The organism is Microbacterium proteolyticum (assembly GCF_014192415.1).
Classification (GTDB): domain Bacteria; phylum Actinomycetota; class Actinomycetes; order Actinomycetales; family Microbacteriaceae; genus Microbacterium; species Microbacterium proteolyticum.
Genome location: NZ_JACHXY010000001.1, coordinates 637,104 through 656,549, shown reverse-complemented (window position 1 = coordinate 656,549; position 19,446 = coordinate 637,104). Strand labels below are relative to the sequence as shown.

General features: G+C 69.6%; 13 protein-coding genes. 4 read left to right on the top strand and 9 right to left on the bottom strand.

Translation table 11 applies throughout. From position 1 onward, the window contains the following. Positions 1-272: 272 nt before the first annotated feature. Positions 273-899 (bottom strand): DUF1684 domain-containing protein, encoded by a 627-nt coding sequence (locus tag FHS07_RS03010; protein WP_183418418.1) that lies wholly within the window; start codon positions 897-899, stop codon positions 273-275. 196 nt (positions 900-1,095) lie between these two features. Here FHS07_RS03010 and ligD point away from each other — a divergent pair, with 196 nt between their 5' ends. Continuing rightward, positions 1,096-2,124 (top strand): non-homologous end-joining DNA ligase, encoded by a 1,029-nt coding sequence (ligD, locus tag FHS07_RS03005; RefSeq protein ID WP_183418417.1) that lies wholly within the window; start codon positions 1,096-1,098, stop codon positions 2,122-2,124. A 57-nt stretch (positions 2,125-2,181) separates the two neighbouring features. Here ligD and FHS07_RS03000 read toward each other — a convergent pair whose 3' ends face one another. From FHS07_RS03000 to FHS07_RS02965, 8 genes are all read right to left on the bottom strand, one after another. Next, the gene (locus tag FHS07_RS03000; RefSeq protein ID WP_183418416.1) at positions 2,182-3,225 is read right to left on the bottom strand and encodes an ATP-dependent DNA ligase; all 1,044 of its coding nucleotides are present in this window, start codon (positions 3,223-3,225) and stop codon (positions 2,182-2,184) included. Between the two features lie 5 nt (positions 3,226-3,230). After that, positions 3,231-4,403, bottom strand: a complete 1,173-nt coding sequence (locus tag FHS07_RS02995) for an AI-2E family transporter (RefSeq protein ID WP_183418415.1) — start codon at positions 4,401-4,403, stop codon at positions 3,231-3,233. Between the two features lie 195 nt (positions 4,404-4,598). Beyond that, positions 4,599-5,840, bottom strand: coding sequence for an acyl-CoA dehydrogenase family protein (locus tag FHS07_RS02990; RefSeq protein WP_183418414.1), 1,242 nt, complete (start codon positions 5,838-5,840; stop codon positions 4,599-4,601). Between the two features lie 142 nt (positions 5,841-5,982). After that, positions 5,983-6,651 carry a TetR family transcriptional regulator gene (locus tag FHS07_RS02985; RefSeq protein ID WP_183418413.1) on the bottom strand — a complete coding sequence of 223 codons (669 nt, stop codon included), beginning with the start codon at positions 6,649-6,651 and terminating at the stop codon, positions 5,983-5,985. A gap of 586 nt (positions 6,652-7,237) precedes the next feature. Beyond that, positions 7,238-7,870, bottom strand: a complete 633-nt coding sequence (locus FHS07_RS02980; protein ID WP_183418412.1) for a LysE family translocator — start codon at positions 7,868-7,870, stop codon at positions 7,238-7,240. 376 nt (positions 7,871-8,246) lie between these two features. After that, positions 8,247-9,860 carry an FAD-dependent oxidoreductase gene (locus tag FHS07_RS02975; RefSeq protein WP_183418411.1) on the bottom strand — a complete coding sequence of 538 codons (1,614 nt, stop codon included), beginning with the start codon at positions 9,858-9,860 and terminating at the stop codon, positions 8,247-8,249. Continuing rightward, positions 9,853-12,021: a molybdopterin oxidoreductase family protein gene (locus FHS07_RS02970; protein WP_425488144.1), complete on the bottom strand. Its 2,169-nt coding sequence runs from the start codon at positions 12,019-12,021 to the stop codon at positions 9,853-9,855. Before FHS07_RS02970 ends, FHS07_RS02975 begins: the two co-directional genes overlap by 8 nt. Before the next feature lie 5 nt (positions 12,022-12,026). Further along, positions 12,027-13,415, bottom strand: coding sequence for an MFS transporter (locus FHS07_RS02965; protein ID WP_183418410.1), 1,389 nt, complete (start codon positions 13,413-13,415; stop codon positions 12,027-12,029). A 476-nt stretch (positions 13,416-13,891) separates the two neighbouring features. Here FHS07_RS02965 and FHS07_RS02960 point away from each other — a divergent pair, with 476 nt between their 5' ends. The 3 genes from FHS07_RS02960 to FHS07_RS02950 are packed head-to-tail and all read left to right on the top strand — an operon-like array spanning position 13,892 to position 19,346. Next, positions 13,892-15,598 carry an aspartate:alanine exchanger family transporter gene (locus FHS07_RS02960; protein ID WP_183418409.1) on the top strand — a complete coding sequence of 569 codons (1,707 nt, stop codon included), beginning with the start codon at positions 13,892-13,894 and terminating at the stop codon, positions 15,596-15,598. A 14-nt stretch (positions 15,599-15,612) separates the two neighbouring features. Continuing rightward, positions 15,613-17,241 (top strand): bifunctional aspartate transaminase/aspartate 4-decarboxylase, encoded by a 1,629-nt coding sequence (locus tag FHS07_RS02955; RefSeq protein ID WP_183418408.1) that lies wholly within the window; start codon positions 15,613-15,615, stop codon positions 17,239-17,241. A 35-nt stretch (positions 17,242-17,276) separates the two neighbouring features. Beyond that, complete coding sequence (locus FHS07_RS02950) at positions 17,277-19,346, top strand: bifunctional lysylphosphatidylglycerol flippase/synthetase MprF (protein ID WP_246383087.1); 2,070 nt, start codon at positions 17,277-17,279, stop codon at positions 19,344-19,346. Positions 19,347-19,446: the final 100 nt, after the last annotated feature.

The following is a 19,446-nucleotide window of genomic DNA, read 5'->3' as shown; positions in this document are numbered from 1 at the left end:
GATCGACGGGCCGCTTTCTCTCCGGGGGAGCGGCCCGTCGGCGTGTGGGCCGATTTTGTGCACGCGACGGTCGCCCGTGTGCTGCGAGTCACGGGTCCGGCCAAACTCCGCAAGATCGGTCTGCTCACGCCCCGAGAGGGGCGGAGCGGGGATAGGCGGGGAGTTCCTCCCGAGTTCGGCCCGCTCCCGTGCGCGTCGGACCCCTTCAGCTCGATGATGGGCCCGGCGACCGGGCAGGCGGGGGAGTTCGTCGAGTTCGGTGCGGGCGTGTGTCAGACGCCGTACATCTCCCCGACCGGCACGGCGACCGGTAGCACGTTGCCCGCCGGAGCCAACGGGCACGCCCACATCGGGTCGTACGCGCACGAAGGGTTGTACGCGAAGTTGAAGTCGATCACGAGACTGTCGGGGGCCGCGCCTCGGCCGAGATCGGCGCCCTTGACGGTGTCCAGCAGGTAGCGCCCACCGCCGTAGGTGCCGCCGGGGCGGCCGGCCGCGGCATCCCGAACGGGAACGAACAAGCCGCCGCCGTAGGACGACAGCCGCCACACGTCCAGCGATCCCGTGTCGGGCAGATCCACGCGCCCGATGCGTTCGAAGCCGACCTCGCCGTCGGTGCCGGTGGTGGCGACGAACGACGCCTCGTCGGCGTCGAGCAGGGGCACTTCGAAGCGCCAGGCCGCGTCGTACGGTGCGAGGGGCAGACCGACGAACCCCTCGCGCTGCGCCGGAAGGAGGGGAGTGGCGGGATGGTCCGCGAACAGCGCGTCGCGCTCGATGCGCCAAAGTTCGTGCGCGTCCTCGGGATCGTCGGCTTCGCGCACCGCGTCGTACAGCGCGAAGACGCGCAGGCGCCAGTCGGCGATGTCGAGGGCGGTGCGGGCGGCGGCGGTGGTCATGTTCCGAGCGTAGGCGGAGAGCGGATGCCACGTCCCGGGGCTGGACACCCGGCCCCCGCGTGAGGGGTCGACGCCTCGCCGAGTCGCTACCCGGAGACGCGAGTCGCCCTCCCTCGCGGGGACGCGCGGCGAGCGCAGCGGGTGGGTTCACCGCAACGGGCAGACACGGCACCGGGCCCGGCACTAGCGTCGGGACATGGCATCCCCCCGCATCACGCTGACCGTGCCGGGCCCCGAGGGCGACCGCGAGGTCGGCATCTCCAACCCCGATCGCGTGCTGTGGCCCGACGTCGGTATCACCAAGCGCGAGCTCGCCGAGTACCTCATCGCCGTCGCCGAGCCCTTCATCGCGGCGAACGGGCATCGGCCGGTGTCGCTGGAGCGCTTCCCCGAGGGCGTCGGCGGTGAGGCGTTCTTCTCGAAGAACCCACCGAAGGGCGCACCCGGGTTCGTGGAGGCGGTGACCGTGACGTACAACAGCGGGCGTCGGCATCCACAGCTCTTCCTCGGCGAGATCGCCTCGGCCGTGTGGGCGGCGCAGATGAACACCATCGTCTTCCACCCGTGGGCCTCGCTCGCGAGCGACCCCGACCACCCGGTCGAGTTGCGCATCGACCTGGATCCGCAGCCGGGCACGGGGATCGCCGAGGCGGTGGTCGCTGCGCACGAACTGCGGGCCGTGCTGCGGGAGGCTGATCTGGAGGCGTGGATCAAGACCAGCGGCAACCGCGGCCTGCACGTGTTCTGCCCGATCGAGCCCACGCACGAGTTCCTCGACGTGCGGCACGCGGTCATCGCCGCGGCGCGGGAGCTCGAGCGACGGATGCCGGATGCCGTGACCACCAACTGGTGGAAGGAGGAGCGCGGGGAGCGCATCTTCGTCGACTTCAATCAGGCGAACCGCGACCGCACGATGGCGGGGGCCTACTCGCCGCGCGCACTGCCCACCGCGACCGTGTCGACGCCGGTGTCGTGGGACGAACTCGACGGTCTCGATCCCCTCGCGTTCACGGTGCGGTCGATCCCGGAGCGCCTGGCGTCCGTCGGCGATCCGTGGGCGGGGTTCTCCGAGAAGCCGGGACGCGTCGACACACTGCTCGAGTGGTGGCAGCGCGACCTCGACGACGGCCTCGGCGAACTGCCCTTCCCTCCCGAGTTCCCGAAGATGCCCGGGGAGCCGCCGCGCGTGCAGCCGTCGAGGGCGAAGAACCCCGCGTCGGGGTGAGGCAGCGCGTTCCCGTGCCATGACGACGGGGATCCGACCAGAACAGGGCGTCTGCGATCAGTCGAGTACGCCGCCCAGGTCGTAGGAACTCACCGTCTCGAGTTGCGCGAAGGTGCACGAGTGCGCGTCGCGGTCGGGGCGCCACCGGTCGAACTGCACCGTGTGCCGGAAACGCATGCCCTCGAGCTGGTCGTAGCGCACCTCGAGCACGAGTTCGGGGCGCAGGCGCACGAACGACACGTCTTTGGACGCCGAGAAGCGCGAGCGGTCGGTCTCTCCGACGACGGCGTCGCCCTCGGCATCGCGTTCGACGAGAGGAGCGAGCTCGTCGATCAGCTCTTTGCGTCGCTTGTCGGTCCAGGCTGAGACGCCCCCGACGCCATGCAGGCGGCCCTCGGCGTCGTAAAGCCCGACGAGCAGCGAACCGACACCCTCGCCTGACTTGTGGATGCGATAGCCCAGGGCGACCACGTCGGCGGTGCGGGCGTGCTTGATCTTGAACATCGTGCGCTTGTTGGGCGCGTACGGCTGCGCGAGCGGCTTGGCGATGACGCCGTCGAGGCCCGCCCCCTCGAACTCGGCGAGCCACCGGCGGGCGAGATCGGGGTCGGCGGTGGTGCGGGTGACATGCACGGGGTGCGGGACGGCCCCCAGCATCTCTTCGAGCTGCGCGCGTCGCTCCGAGAACGGCTCCGCCTGCAGGTCGCGCTCGCCGCGCGCGAGCAGGTCGAAGGCGATGAACATGGCCGGCGTCTGCTCCGACAGCATGGTCACGCGGGAGGCCGCGGGGTGGATGCGCTGCGAAAGGGCCTCCCAGTCGAGGCGCTGCGCACCCGGCTCGCCGCGCGCGACGACGACCTCGCCGTCGATGAGGCACGGCTCGGGCAGGATCTCGGCGAACGCGTCGACCAGCTCGGGAAAGTAGCGGGTGAGCGGCTTGGCGCCGCGGCTGCCGATCTCGACCTCGGTGCCGTCCCACGACACGAGGGCACGGAAGCCGTCCCACTTTGGTTCATAACTGAAGCCGCCGGCGACCTTGGCGTGCTCGGGTACTTCGGGCACCGACTTCGCCAGCATGGGCGCCGGAATGTCGTACGGCATGCGCGTCAGCTCTCGTCACCCGACAGGGGCACGGGGTCTTTGCGCTTCTTGCGTCGCGCCCACTCGGCCGGCTTGTCCGGGCCGTTCCAGACGGTGATGATGCCCCAGACGACGGCGGTGAGCGGCACGGCGAGCAGGGTGCCCAGGATGCCGCCGATCGCGGTGCCGCCGGCGAGCACCACCAGCACGACGAACGAGTGCAGCTTCATCGAGCGGCCCATGAGGACGGGCTGCAGGAAGTTGCCCTCGAGCTGGTTCACGAGCACGACGATGCCGACGACGATGAGGGCCACGATGGGGCCGTTGGTGACCAACGCCACGAGCGCCGCGAGGATGCCGGCGGTCACTGCACCGACGATCGGGATGAAGGCGAGCAGGAAGACCAGCACGGCCAGCGGAAGAGCGAGGGGAACCTGCAGGATCGCGAGACCGATACCGATACCGATCGCATCCACCGCGGCGACGGAGGCGGTGCCACGGACGTACGAGCCCAGCACCGTCACCGTCTTGTCGCCGATGCGGCGCGCGCGGTCGTAGTCGCTGCCGTGGAACGGGCGCAGCACGAACTCCCACATGCGGGGGCCGTCTTTGAGGAAGAAGAACAGGATGACGACCATGAGCACGAAGCCCGTGACGAACGAGGCGATCGCGCCCACGCCTGCGAGGGCGCCGGTGCCGAACTGGGCGCTCGTGACGAAATCGGCGATGCCCTGCAACGCGGCGTTCACCTGGTCGGACGAGATCGCGAACGGAAGAGTCTGGTACCACTCCTGCGCCTTCTCGAACCCTTCGACGGCCTGGGAGCTGAGCGAGTCCCATTGATTGACCACGGCGTTCACCACGAGCCAGCCGAGGGCCGCCAGCACGGCGACCACGGCGAGCAGGGTCAGCAACGTCGCGATGACGGACGGCACACCCTTGCGCCGCATCCACATCGTGACGGGGCCGAAGGCCGAGGCGAAGATGAGCGCCAGCACGAGGGGGATGATCACCAGCGTCACCTGCTGGATGCCCCAGATCAGACCGGCGACGAGGGCTACGACGATGAGGATCTGCACGGCCCGGACGGCGAGACGACCGAAGCCGTCGGACCACAGGCTCTTGGGTGGCGTCTGCACCGCCTCGGCGACGGAAGCGACCACGTCGCGAGGCGCGGGATGACGAGAGAACAGGCCCATGCTCACACGGTAGCGGGGGCCTCCGACATCGCCAGCGAGGTTGCGCGGTGCCTCAGCCCCGGATAGGACGCCGGGTCCCGGCATCCGTCCGGCTCTTCACCTGCCCGGGCCCGCTCCGTCGATCGACCCCCGTGCCGGGCGCCGGCCCTGGACGAACCGACCGTGGGCACCCGGCATCGGCGCCCGGCACCCGGGTCAGACGAACGCGCTCATGCCGGTGATGTCGCGGCCGAGGAGGAGGGCCTGCACGCTCTCGGTGCCCTCGTAGGTGTGGATCGCCTCGATGTCGGCGAGGTGCTGCATGACGCCGTTCTCGAGCAGGATGCCGTTGCCGCCGAGCAGATCACGTGCGATCGAGGCCACCCGGCGCGCGGCGCGGGCGTTGTGGTACTTCGCCAGAGACGCCTGCGTGGGACGCAGGCCCCCCGTGGCTTCGAGGTCGGCGAGGCGCCGGCAGTACAGCTGCATCGCGGTGAGCTCGTCGAGCATCTGCGCGAGACGCTCTTGCACCATCTGGAACGCCGCGAGGGGCCTTCCGAACTGCATGCGTTCGGTGGCATACGTCCGTGCGATCTCGTAACACGCGGTGGCGTGTCCGAGCGCCGACCAGGCGACGCCGGATCGCGTGGCGTAGAGCACACGAGACGCGTCCTTGAAGGTGTGCGACCCGGGCAGCACGGCATCCGAGGCGAGACGCAGGTCGTCCATCGCGATGTGGGCCTGGTGGATGCCGCGCAGCGACACCTTGCCGGTGATGACGGTGCCCGCGTAGCCCGGGGTGTCCTGTTCGACGAGGAAGCATCGCACCTTGCCGTGGTCGTCGGCGCCGTCGTCGTCCACCCGCGCCCACACGAAGGTGATGCCGCCGGACGCACCGTTGCCGATCCACTTCTTCGTCCCGTTGAGCGACCAACCGTCGGTCGTGCGGACGGCGGTGGTCTCGAGAGACACGGAATCGGAGCCGTGGTCGGGCTCGGTCAGGGCGAACGCGCCGAGAACGGTGCCCTCGGCGAGGGGCTTCAGCCACCGCCGCTGCTGTTCGGGGGAGCCGAACAGCGCGAGGGTGCGCAGCGCGAGCCCTCCCTGGACGGCGAGGGCTGTCGCGAGGGAGCCGTCGTGCCGCGACACTTCCATGTTCACGAGGCCTGCGGCCAGCGGCGAGGTGTGCGGGAGCTCGGGGTGCTCGATGCCGTCGGTGAACAGCTCGAGCTCGCCCATGCGCTGAACCAGCTCGACGGGGTAGGTCGCGGCATCCCACTCGCCCTGCATGCGCGTGCCGACCTCGTCGGTGAATGCCTTGGCGCGGTCCCAGACCGCGCGGTCGGCGTCGGGGATATCGGTGAACACCGCGTAGTAGTCGGTGTCGCGGCGGCCCAGCAGGTCGTAGTGGGAGACGCGCTCCCCGGGGAGCGTGCGGGCATCGGCGTCGATGGTCATGGTTCCCAGTATCGCTCATGTTGGAACTGGGTGGCAGTGTTTTGCACGTGCGCGACAAACGGTGTCGCGGTACGCGCAGCCGCACGGGCGGCGCCGCCCGTCCGCGCGTCGGCAGCGGTGGACGCCGCCGGACGTCGGTGCTTCAGTCGGGCAGGCTCGCCCGGAGCCGCCGCGTGACCTCTGCGGCGGGCATACGACGCGGGAACACGGCGACGACGAGGTCGTCGCCCGCGGCATCCTCACCGTCGGGGTGCACGCCGTAGCGACGAAGAGCGTCGTCGAGCGCGCGACGCAGAACGGATGCCGGCACCCGAGCGCCGCGCATCAGACGGCGCAACACGTGGTTGTGCACGGCGGTGACAAGGGCGGCGAAGCCGACGGCATCCAGGGGGTCGAGGCCGGGGAGCGCATCGCGCAGATACTGGTCGAAGAGGCGCTCGTAGCGGAAGACGGTGACGATCTCGCGGTCGCGAAGACCCGAGACCTCGCGCACGATCTTGTATCGACGGCGGGCGAGTTCGGGGTCGGCGGCGAAATGGCGGAACACCCGCACCGACGCTTCGCACACGGCCGCCCACGGGTCGTCGTGCTGCTGCGACAGGTACGCGCGCGTCTCGGCGAGGAGTACTTCGTGGTCGGCGAAGACCACGTCTTCCTTGCCGCCGAACTGGCGGAAGAAGGTCGAGCGCGACACCCCCGCGGCCTGGGCGATCTGCTCCACAGAGGTCTGGTCGTAACCGTGCTCCGCGAAGAGGTCGATCGCGGCGGCAACGACCGCCGTGCGGCTCGAGGGGGCGGCGCTGTCGGTCACGTGCCGAGCATATCCGCGGCCCGGCGGTGGGGCGGCGCGGGCGCGGTGTCCGGGTGTCCGGGGACGACGATCGGTCGGGGGATCGGCGTGGAGGGGCGGCGCGAGGGCGAGGGCGGCGCGGGGCGGGTTGGGGCGGGGCGAGGGCGAGGGCAGGGCGGGGCGGGGCGGGGCGAGGCGGGGCGAGGCGGGGCGAGGGCGGGAGTGGCGCGGCACGGCGGCGGGGCGGCGGCGCGGTGCGGCGGGACCGAGGTGCCGCGCGAGAAACGCGATCCGCGCAGAGAAACGCGTTGACGCGGCGTTTATCGCCGCGGATCGCGTTTCTCGGGCGGGCAGGGCGGCTGCGCGCTGACCGCAGCGAGCGGGCCCACGGATGGCACGTTGCACCTCGGATGACGCGGTTGCATCCGTCGACGACGAGGCCGGGCGACGTCGGGGGCAACCGAGAAACGCGATCCGCGCGAAGAAACGCGTTGAGACGGCGTTTCTCGCCGTCGATCACGTTTCTCGCGCGTAGCGATAGCGCGCACCGGAGCGCGGTATCCCGTGGGCTCGGCTCGGTCGGGGGTCGGCCTCGCTGGGCGGTGTCTCAGCTCTTCGCGCCGGTGAAGGCGAGCGCGCCGCCGAGGCCGATCATCATGACGCCGCCGGTCGCCGACAGCGTCGAGATGCGTCTCGGGGAGCGCGCGAACCACGTGCGCGCGGTGCCGGCGGCGAGGGCCCAGACACTGTCGCAGGTCAGCGCGAGCACCTGGAAGATGAAGCCGAGCACGAGCAGCTGCAGCCAGACGGCCCCGGCGTGCGGGTCGACGAACTGCGGCAGGACGGCGACGAAGAAGGCGATGGTCTTGGGGTTGGTCAGGCCCACGATGAACCCCTGACGCAGCAGGGTCCATGACGAGGTGGGGACGACCGCGGCTCCCGTGACGTGCGCGTGGCGATGGCGGATCGCCTGGATGCCGAGCCACGCGAGATAGATCGCGCCGGCGATCTTGAGCACGGTGAAGGCGACGATCGACGAGGCGACTATCGCGCCGACTCCGAAGGCGACGGCGAGCACCGCGGGCACGGTGCCCAGCGCATTGCCGACGACGCTCAGCACGCCCGCGCGGCGGCCCAGCGCGATGGAGCGACCGATGACGAACAGCACGCTCGGACCCGGGATGACGATGATGACGACCGACGCGGCGACGAAGGCCACGAGGTTCTCGATCGGGGGCATGCCGGAAGCGTACTGGTTTCGCGTTTCGCGGACGTTCCGTCTCGGCGCCCCGGCGCGTGAGTTGCCGGTGTTGGTCGCATCCGCGGCGCTCGGGCGGCGAAGTGCGGCAATTCAGGCGGGGTGGCGGCCTCGCGGACGCGGGCTGATGCTCTCGGTGCGGCCGCGTCGGCGCGTGGGTTGCCGGTGTTGGTCGCATCCGAGGCGCTCAGGCGGCGAAGTGCGGCAACTCACGCGACCTGGCATCCGCCGCACGCGAGCCGCCGTCCCCGCCGCACGCGAGCCGCCGTCCCCGCCGCACGCGAGCAGCCGCCCCGCCGCACGCGAGCAGCCGCCCCGCCGCACGCGGGCAGACGGCGCACGCCGCACGCCGCACGGCCTACGCCGGCACGGCCTCACGCGCGATCAGCTCGTTGATCCGGCCGACGCAGCCGCCGCAGCCGGTGCCGGCGCGGGTCGACGCCTTCACGCACGCGACCGTCGGCTCCCCGGCGGTGACGGCGTCGCGGATGGCCCCCGCGCTCACCCCGTTGCACCAGCACACCGTGGCGTCCGCGGCGAACGGGTCGGCGACGACGGTCATCCCGGCGTCGGGGGCGTCGAGCCGCAGGAGGGACGAGCGGTCGGCGGGCAGCTCCGAGCCCCGCTCGAACAGCAGGGTGAGCTCGGCGCCGGTGCGCGGCATCCCGACCGCGACGAAGCCGGTGAGCACGCCGTCGACGGTGACGAGCTTGACGTACGCGCCGCGCGCGGGGTCGGCCCAGAGGGTGATCTGGGGGCCGTGGCATCCGGGAGCGTGCGAGAAGGGGTCGGCGTCGACCGCGCCCCCGGCGACGACGTCGATTCCCTCGGCTTTGAGCATGACGACGCCGGGGCGTTCGACGGGTGCCGGGGCCGCGGACACATCGCCTACGAGGGGTGTCGCTACGGCGGCGCCCCCGCCCGACATCCCCGACGACAGCAGCGCCGCGAGCCGATCGGCCTGCCGCCAGCCCGGTCCGATGAGCCCGCTCGGGCCTCCGGGAACGCGGCCGTCGGCGCCCGCATCGGCGGGGTCGGCGACGTGCGCGCAGTCGCCGATCGCGAAGACGGCGGGGTCCGTCCACGAACGGGAGGAACCGTCGACGAGCACGCCGCTCGAGATGGCGAGTCCGGCGAGGGATGCCACTTCGGTGCGTGCCGCGACCCCGCACGACAGCACGAGCAGGTCGCCCGTGAGCACCTTGCCGTCGGCGCACACCAGGCCGTCGAACCACGCCTGGCCATGATCGTCGTACCGCTGCACGATGCTCTCGGCGCGGGCGTGGTGCATCATCTCCACCCCGACGGCGGTGGCCGCGGCGGCGAGTACGCGTCCGCCGTTCTCGTCGAGCGTGCGGTTCATCGGGGCGGCGGAGTGGTACGCCACCACCACCTCGGCGCCGGCTTCGGCGGCGGCCAGCGCCAGCTCCATGCCGAGCACGCCCGCGCCGAGCACGACGATGCGCTGCCCGGCCGAGACGGCGGCACGCACGTGCTCCGCGTCGGCGAGGTCGCGCAGGGCGACGACTCCGCGGGGCAGAGGCGCCGACCCGTGGTCGAGTTCCGCCGCAACCGCCGGCCGGGCCGCGCGATGCCGCTGCGCCCGCTCGAGACCGGCGAGGGTGGGGACGTTCGCGCGTGCCCCTGTGGCCAGCACGAGCCGGTCGTAGGGGATCCGGATGCCATCGTGCAGCCGCACGACGCGACGATCGCGGTCGACGCCGACCACCGTCATGCCGAGCACGAACCGGACGCCGGCTTCTTCGGCGACGAGCCGGTCGCCCATGTCGAGGCCTTCGCGGTCCGCGCGCCCGACGGCGTACTCGGCGAGCAGTACGCGGTTGTAGACGTCGTGCGTCTCGGCGCCGATGACCGTCAAGTCGATGAGCCCGTCGCGCACCGCCGGCAGGAGTCCCTCGATCAGCCGCGCCCCGACGGGGCCGTAGCCCACCAGCACCACACGCTCAGACATGCATCTCCTCGGCGATTTCACTGACACGGGAAGAAGGGGAAGCCGTCCGCCCGACCGCCGGATGCTCCGACACCACCACCGGCCCGTGGCCGACCGCGGCGACGGACACCGCGGCATCCGGAGCCACCCGCACGCGCGTGCGCTTGAACTCCGGCATCGCCGAGGTCGGGTCGACCAGGGCCTCGGTCAAGCGGTTGGCGCACTCGTCGCCGGCGTAGTGGAAGGGCAGGAAAACGGTGTCGTGACGGATGTCGAGCGTCACGCTCGCCCGCGCCCGCACGGTGCCGCGCTCGTTCGACACCGCGACCAGCGCACCTTCGCGGATGCCGAGCCGCGAAGCCGTCGCCGGATGGATCTCGAGCCGTGCCTCGGGGCGGGCGCCGTTCAGCTCGGTGACGCGGCGGGTCTGCGTGCCCGACTGGTACTGCTGCAGGTAGCGGCCGGTGACGAGGGTCAGATCGCCGCCGCGGTCGGTCGGCGTCGGGGGAGTGGCATCCACCGGCACGAGACGTGCGCGACCGTCGGCGTGCGCGAAACGCCGGGCGAACGGACGCGGCGTGCTCTCGGAGCGGTACGGCCAGTACGCCTCGACGCCGGTGTCGAGCAGCGCGTGCGAGAGGCCCGAGTAGTCGGCGATGCCGCCCTCCGACGCGCGCGCGAGCTCGTCGAAGACTTCGGCCGGATCGGTCGACCAGGTGGATGCCGCGCCCAGGCGCCGTGCGATCTCGGACATGATCCACAGCTCGCTGCGGGCACCGTCGGGTCCCGGTAGCGCCTGTCGGCGGCGGATGACCCGGCCCTCGAGGGAGGTCATCGTGCCCTCCTCCTCGGCCCACTGGAGCACGGGCAGCACGATGTCGGCGAGTTCCGCGGTCTCGGAGAGGAAGAAGTCGCAGACGATGAGGGTGTCGAGGGCTTTCAGGCCAGCCCGCACGGTCTCGACGTCGGGCGCCGACACGACGACGTTGGAGCCGGCGACCAGCAGCGTCTTCACCGGCCCGCCGAGTTCGCCGAGCAGCGCGGTGGCCGGGATGCCGGCATCCGGAAGCTCGTCGGGGCTGATGCCCCAGACTCCCGCGACGTGCCGGCGGGCGTCGGGGTCGCGGATGGACCGGTATCCGGGCAGCTGGTCGGCCTTCTGGCCGTGCTCGCGGCCGCCCTGGCCGTTGCCCTGTCCGGTGAGGGTGCCGTAGCCCGAGCCGGCGCGGCCGACGAGGCCGAGCACGAGGGCGAGGTTGATCGCGGCGGTCGCGGTGGCGGTGCCGTCGACGTGCTGTTCGACGCCGCGTCCGGTGAGGATGTACGCGCGTCCCGCGGCGAGGCGCCGGACGGTCGCTCGCAGCTCCGGAACGGGAACGCCGGTGGTGGATGCCGTCCGCTCCGGCCACCACGGGGCGACGCTGCGCCGCACGGCGTCGAAGCCCGTCGTGCGCTCATCTATATATGCGCGGTCGGCGAGGCCCTCGGCGAGGGCGATGTGCGTGAGACCGAGGAGCAGGGGCAGGTCGGTGCCGGGGGCTGCCTGCAGGTGGGTGCCGGCACCGTCTTCGGTGAGGCGCGCGGTGGCCGAGCGGCGCGGGTCGACGACGATGAGGCCGCCCGCGGCGCGCGCTCCGGCGAGGTGCGCGAGGAACGGCGGCATGGTCGCGGCGACGTTCGAGCCGAACAACAGGATCGTCGAGGCCGCGTCGAGATCGGTGACGGGGAAGGGCAGGCCCCGGTCCATGCCGAAGGCCCGGTTGGACGCTGCGGCGGCCGACGACATGCAGAACCGGCCGTTGTAGTCGATGCGCGAGGTGCCCAGGGCGACGCGGGCGAACTTCCCGAGCTGGTACGCCTTCTCGTTGGTGAGGCCGCCGCCGCCGAAGATGGCGTTGGCGTCGGATCCGTGGGTGGCCTTCGTCTCGCGGAACGCCGCCGCGACGGCATCCAGTGCGTCGTCCCAGGTGGTCTCGGCGAGGGTGCCGTCGGAGCGCCGCATCAGCGGCATCCGGAGTCGGTGGGGGGATGCCAGGAGCTCCGCCGACGTCCAGCCCTTGGCGCAGAGTCCTCCCCGGTTGGTGGGGAAGTCGCGGCCCGTGACCGTGGCGTCGCCCGCGTGGGTGACGGTCATGGCGCACCGCAGCGCGCAGTAGGGGCAGTGGGTGTCGGCGGAGCTCATGGTCATCAGATCCGGGTGCCGGTCTTCTTGGACATGCGCAGGTAGACGCCGGCGGTGAGGGCGAGGAAGGCGACGTAGGCCAGGGCGAACCAGCCCAGGGCGGGGGTGTACGAGCCGAACGTCGTCTTCGACAAGCCCAGCAGCTGCGGGATGAAGAAGCCGCCGTACGCGCCGATCGCCGAGATCAGGCCGAGGGCTGCGGCGGCCTTGCGCTGCGCGCCGATGCCGTTGTCCGAGCGCAGGGCGAAGATCGTCGGGATCATGCGGTAGGTGGCGCCGTTGCCCATACCGGCGGCGGCGAACAGCACCAGGAAGCACAGCAGGAAGATGGCGAAGTTCTGCATCGGCAGGGTGACGATCACGCCCAGGATGCCGAGACCCATCACCGTGAACGCGCCCATCGTGATGACCGTACCGCCGAAGCGGTCGGCGAGCTTGCCGCCGTAGGGGCGGGCGAGCGAGCCGACGAGCGCGCCCAGGAACGCCAGGGTGACGGTGGCGGTTCCGATCGCAATGCCCTTGAAGTCGGGGAACGTGTCGGCGAGCAGCTTCGGGAAGACGCCCGCGAAGCCGATGAACGATCCGAAGGTGCCGATGTAGAGCACGGCCATGATCCACAGGTGCGGCTCCTTGAGAGCGGCGAGGGATGCCGTGATGTCGGCCTTCGCGCTCGAGAGGTTGTCCATACGGAAATACGCACCGACCATGGCGACGAGGATGAGCGGTACCCAGATGAGACCTGCGAGCGGCAGGTTGAGGGTGGCGGCGGCACCGACGGTGATGACGATCGGCACGACGAACTGCGCGACCGAGGCGCCGAGGTTGCCGCCCGCGGCGTTGAGTCCGAGCGCGTAGCCCTTCTGCGCGGCCGGGTAGAAGAACGTGATGTTCGCCATCGAGCTGGCGAAGTTGCCGCCACCGAAGCCGGCGAATGCGGCGATGAGGAGGAGCAGACCGAAAGGTGTTGCGGGGTTCGACACCGCGATGGCGAGCCCGATGCTCGGGATGAGCAGGAGACCCGCCGACACGATCGTCCAGTTCCGGCCGCCGAAGCGCGGAACCATGAACGTGTAGGGGATGCGCAGCGTCGCGCCCACCAGGCTCGGCATGGAGATGAGCCAGAAGATCTCACCGGTGGAAAGCTGGAAGCCCGCGGCGGGGAGCGACACGACGACGACCGACCACAGTTGCCACACGACGAACCCGAGGAACTCGGCGAAGATCGACCACCGCAGGTTGCGGGAGGCGATGGCCTTGCCCTCGTTGGCCCACTGGGTGGCGTTCTCGGGGTTCCAGTTGTCGATCCACCGGCCGGGACGGTGTTGCAGATCCGCGCTCTGGTCGAGTGCGGGCGGCGCCGTTACGGCTTCGGGGCGCGGGTCGGTGACGGTCACGGGTTCCTCCGGAAGGCGATGTGGGGAGGTGCAGCGCCCCGCATGGGTGGGGCGTGCCGCCAGCGTAGGGAGGAGGGATTACCCCGGACGACGCGGGGTGGGGCGGGGAGGTAACGACTCTCTCACCCGGGTGGAGGGGGTGGGAGAGGGGGAGTTTACGTGGGCGTTACATGGGCGGCGAGGGGAGGTCGACAGGAGATGCGAGCCGTACCACCGATGAGCACGGTCGGTACCGAAGACGCAATCTCATTCAGTGGTGTCTTGGTTCGGGGTTAGGGTGTCACCTACGTATCGTCCCGATGCGCGGGGAGTCGAGGGGGCCGAGGATGCCGGGAGACCGTCTCGTACGCGAAGGTCGTCTGCCGGAGAGCGCCCTTCTCGCGCGGACACGTGACACGCAGAGCATCCGCGACCCCGCTGCCGGTGTCGATGACGCGGCGACCGCGGCCAGCCGCGCGACGGAGGGCTGAGGTCTTATGGAATGGGTTCGTAACGCCGTCGTCAACCACCCCGAGATCGCCGTCTTCGTGGCGCTCGGTTTCGGCTTCCTCATCGGAAAAGTGACGATCCGTGGCCTGGGTCTCGGCGCCGTCACGGGAACGCTGCTCGTCGGGGTGGTCATCGGGGCGGTTTTCGGCGAGGACCTGCGGGTCGACCCCCTCGTCAAGCAGATCTTCTTCCTCCTCTTCCTGTTCTCGCTCGGATACAAGCTCGGGCCGCAGTTCGTCGCGGGCCTCAAGGGTTCCGGACTGCCGCAAGCGGCGTTCGCGGTGGCTCTCGCCGCCGTCGGTCTCGGCACCGCCGTCGCGACCAGTCTCGTCCTGGGCTACAACCCCGGCATCGCCGCAGGCCTCGCCGGCGGGGGGCTCACGCAGTCGGCCATCATCGGCGTCGCGCAGGATGCCATCTCCGGACTACCGATCGACGGGGACACTGCGGCGCAGTGGAGCGACCTGGTGCCGGTGGCGTACGCCGTGACCTACATCTTCGGCACCATCGGGGCTGCCCTCTACATCTCCTTCGTCGCTCCCCGTCTCCTCGGGATCAAGAACCTCCCCGCGGCCGCACACGATCTCGAGGTACAGCTCGGGTTCCATGAGGACGACCCGGATGTCACGAGCGCCTACCAGCACATCCATCGCCGTGCCTACCTGCTCAGCGACGTCTTCTCGGCTCAGACCATCGAGGAGTTCGAAGCCGAATCGGTCCGCCGTACCGGCTCGCATCTGTATGTCGCCCGGGTTCGCCACGGTGGCGAGCTCGTCGAACCGGAACTCGATTACGGTCTCGTCGCCGGAGACGTGATCGTCGTCGCCGGCTCGTACCCGGCCCTCATCGACGAGCATCTCGAACGGGTCGCCGTCGAGGTTGTCGATCCGGACATCCTGGACTTCCCGCTCGAGACCCTCAGCATCGTCGTCACGAGCAAGCAGGTGGTCGGGATGACCGTTTCCGACCTCCGCGCCGACCCGCGCTCGCGACGCATCTTCCTCACCAAAGTGACCCGGGCCGGCCAGTCCCTGCCGTTCACGGGCGCCACCGTTCTGCACGCAGGCGACGAACTCCGTGTGCAGGGCCCTCTCGCCCTGCTGGAACAGGGGATCCGTCACGTCGGCTACCCCGAACGCACGGATCCCAAATCCGACATGGTCACCGTCTCGTTCGGTATCGCGGCGGGAGCATTGATCGGGGTCCCGACGATCGTTTTGGGGTCGGTGCCCTTGTCTCTGACCACGAGTGTGGGCGCTCTCCTGGTGGGCCTCGTGCTCGGCTGGCGACGATCGAAGAGCCCCACATTCGGACACGTCCCGCCGGGGGCGCAGTGGTTCTTCGAAACGGTCGGACTGACGCTTTTCGTCGCCGTCGTCGGCATCAATGCCGGACCGGGTTTCATCGCGGGCCTTCGAGACTACGGAATCCAGCTCTTCCTCGCGGGAGTCTTCGTCACCTTGGTGCCGCTCATCGTGATGACCCTCGTCGGCCGGTTCCTCTACAGGAAGACCCATCCCGTCCTCATCCTGGGCATGCTGACGGGTGCCCTCACCACCACCGCCGCGGTGGGAACCCTGCGCGAGACAGCGAAGAGCAGCGTGCCGCTGCTCGGTTTCACCGTGCCCTACGCGGTCGGAAACATCGTGCTCACGATCGGGGGCGCCGTCGTCGTCGCCGTCACCACCGGATAACCCGAGGAGAACCCATGCCCATCGCCAGCGTGTCTCGCGAGCAGATCGCCCGACTGCAGACGCTCTCCCCGTTCGAACTCAAGGCGGAGCTGCAACGTCTCGCCGGTGAGCACGAATCCCGCACGGCCTTCCAGATGCTCAACGCCGGCCGAGGGAATCCGAACTTCATCGCCTCCACACCTCGCGAGGCGTTCTTCGCTCTCGGGCAATTCGCCTTGACCGTGTCGCGGGAGAACAAGGAGTGGGATACCGAGCTGATCGGGGTACCCGAGAAAGACGGGATCGCCGATCGTTTCCGCAGCTGGCTGGTCGAGCACGACGGCGAGCCCGGAGTCCGCCTGCTCTCTGAGGTGCTCGCGTACGGCGTCGACACGCTGGGCTTCAGCCCCGATTCGTTCGTGTGGGAACTGGCCGATTCCGTCATCGGCGACCACTACCCCGAACCGGACCGGATGCTCGCCCACGCCGAGGCCATCACGCATGCCTACCTCGTCCAGGAGATGTGCGCGGGCATCGCTCCGGAGCATCCCTTCGATCTCTTCGCCGTCGAAGGTGGTACGGCAGCCATGTGCTACATCTTCGACACCCTTGTCAAGAACCGCTTGCTGCACAGGGGCGACAAGGTGGCGATCATGACGCCCATCTTCACCCCCTACCTCGAAATCCCTCGGCTCGCCGACTACGACTTCGACGTCACCCACATCGAAGCGAGCGTCGTCGACGACAGGGGCGTGAACATGTGGCAGTTCCCCGCGGAAGAAATCGAGCGCCTGCGCGATCCGTCGGTGAAAGCGCTGTTCGTCGTGAACCCGACCAACCCGCCCTCCGTGCGGATCTCCGAAGAAACGCTGCAGCACATCGCTCAGGTGGTCGCCTCGGACAATCCCGACCTCGTCATCATCACCGACGACGTCTACGGCACCTTCATCGACGGCTTCCGCTCACTGATGTCGGAGGTCCCGCGAAACACGATCGGCGTGTACTCGTACTCGAAGTACTTCGGAGCCACCGGTTGGCGCCTCGGGGTGATCGCGGTCAACCGCGACAACATCTTCGACCAGCGTCTGGCGGACCTCCCGGAGGCAGTCCTGACCGAGCTCGATGCACGCTACGGCACACTGTCGCTGAACCCGAGGCGGATCCGGTTCATCGATCGCCTGGTCGCAGACAGCCGATCCGTTGCTCTGAATCACACGGCCGGTCTGTCCCTGCCGCAGCAATGCATGATGCTCCTCTTCTCGGCGTACTGCCTCCTCGACACCGAGAACCACTACAAGCACGAGACGCAGGCGCTCATCGCCCGACGTCTGGCTTCGCTGACGAACGGGATGCAGGTGCATCTTCCCGAGGATGCGAACCGCGTCGGCTACTACATCGAGCTGGACATGCTGGCGTATGCACGCCGGCATTGGGAGCCCGCTTTCGCCGACTTCCTCGAGGCGAACTACGAACCCACGGACATCCTTTTCCGGCTTGCCGAACAGACGGGGATCATCCTGCTGAATGGGGGAGGTTTCGAGGGACCGATATGGTCCATTCGTATTTCCCTGGCCAACCTGCGCGACACGCAGTACGCGCAGATAGGAAAAAGCTTGCGTGCCGTCGCCCTGCAGTATGTAGATGAATGGGAGCGAACGCGTTGAACTCCGAAGACGGCAATACCCCGGAAGACTCCCGGTTGACCGAGGGTGCGGACCGCCCCCGAGGGGTGATCGTCTCCGCGCTGCGACGGGTGCCGCTGACGCTGTCTCTGGTGGCGGTTCTCCTCGTCGTCGGTGTGGCGACGGGTGGGCTATGGGCTTCATTCGAACAGAACGGGTTGTTCGCCTCCGTGGCATACGGGCTGCCGGCGCTGGAAGCAGGGCGATGGTGGACCCCGATCACGGGGACCTTCTTCGTGGCGCACCCGATCTTGTACCCCGTCGTCATCACGAGTTTCGTGGGACTTGCGGTGCTGGAGTACCGGCGCGGTTCGCGAGCGGCGGCCGGATACTTCGGCGTCGGTCAGCTCTTCGGCATCTTCGCCACCGCGCTGTTCCTGTGGCTGGCGTCTCTGCTTCCCTGGTCCTGGGCGCAGGAGCAGGCCACAGTGCTCGATGTGGGACCGTCGGCCGGGACGATGGCGGGCCTCGCCGCCGCTGCCGGTCTGATGAAGGCGCCGTGGCGTGTGCGGGCGTGGTTCCTTCTGTTGGGCTTCACCCTCGTGATGTTGCTCTTCGTGGGGACATTGGCCGACCTCGAGCACGCGTTCGCCGTCCTCCTCGTCCTCGCCGTCGATCGTTCTCTGCGCGCCCGACGTACGACCGTTCGAGAACAACGGCTCATCGCCTTCGCCCTGACCCTGCTGATTCTCGCGGTCGAACTCCTCACCCTCCTGGTGCCCACGGATGGCCCTTTCGGTGCCACGGGGGCGTTCCAGGGCCCCTTCATCGACGCCGCGATAGACGGAGTCGTCATCGGCCTCCTCGCGGTCGGGCTTCGGAGGGGGCGCAGATGGGCGTGGATCGCGGCCCTCGTGCTGGCGATCGTCAATTTCTTGACCGGCACGTCCCTGTTCGTCCTGGCCACCGTCTTCGATCCCGCGGAGCTGGCCGCGCAGATCGGAGAGTTCAACGTCACGTTGGCACAATCCGTGCTGTGGCTGATGCTCGTCGTCTACCTGGTGGTGGTGCGCCGAGCGTTCCGCGCCCGCCGGAAGTCGACGATCGGGGATGCCGTGGTTCCCTCTGCGGACGAGGTCAGGAGTGCCCTCCGGGACAACGGCGGCGGGACTCTGTCCTGGATGGCCACGTGGGAGGACAACACCTACTTCCGTTCCACGTCCGGCGCCATCGTCGCTTACCAGCGGCGGGCGGGAGTTGCGATCGCCCTCGCAGACCCCATCGGCTCGCCCACGGCACGCGCCTCTGCGGTGGGCGAGTTCATCCGCGTCGCCGAAGACGCCGGGCTCGTTCCGTGCTTCTTCAGCGCGAGCGAGGAGACGCATCGCGCCGTTCCCGCCGGTTGGCGCAGCATCGTGGTCGCCGACGACACCATCGTCGATCTGCCCGGTCTGGAATTCACGGGGAAGCGGTGGAACTCGGTCCGCACCGCCATCAACCGTGCGGATCGCGAACAGATGACCTTCCGCCTCACCCGGCTCGTGGACGAGTCGTGGGGCATCAACCAGCAGCTTCGGGCCATCTCCGAAGCATGGGTGGGGGATAAGGGGCTCCCGGAGATGGGATTCACCTTGGGCACGCTCACCCAGGCAGAGGATCCCGAAGTGCGGGTGGCGCTCGCCGTCTCGCCCGCGGGCGACGTCGACGGCTTCCTCTCGTGGCTCCCCGTGTACGGGGACGAGGGTCGAGTGACCGGTTGGACCCTCGACCTGATGCGACGCCGCGAGGGCGGATTCGGTCCGGTGATGGAATACCTGATCGGATCGTCGGCGCGGGAGTTCTCCCGCGAGGGAGCCCAGGTCATGTCCCTCTCCGGTGCGCCCCTGGCGCACGAGTACCCTCCGGATGCGGGCTCGATCGCACTCCTGTCCGACTGGCTCGCAGGCGTCCTGGAACCGGTCTACGGGTTCAAATCCCTGCATCGCTTCAAGGAGAAGTTCCACCCTCGCTACGAAACGATGTACCTGCTGTTCCGAGACGAAGGCGACCTCGGCCGTATCGGCGCGGGCCTCACTCGTGCGTTCCTGCCGGAGGCGACACTCCGTCAGTTCGCCGAAGCAGGACTCGACCTCGTCAAGGAGAAGTGAGAGAACGTGGCCGCGCTCTGTGAGGCCCGCGAATCCTCCGTGGCGCGTCCGTCAGGCCGCACTCACCGACTCATCGCCCAACCGATAGAGGGGGGTACGA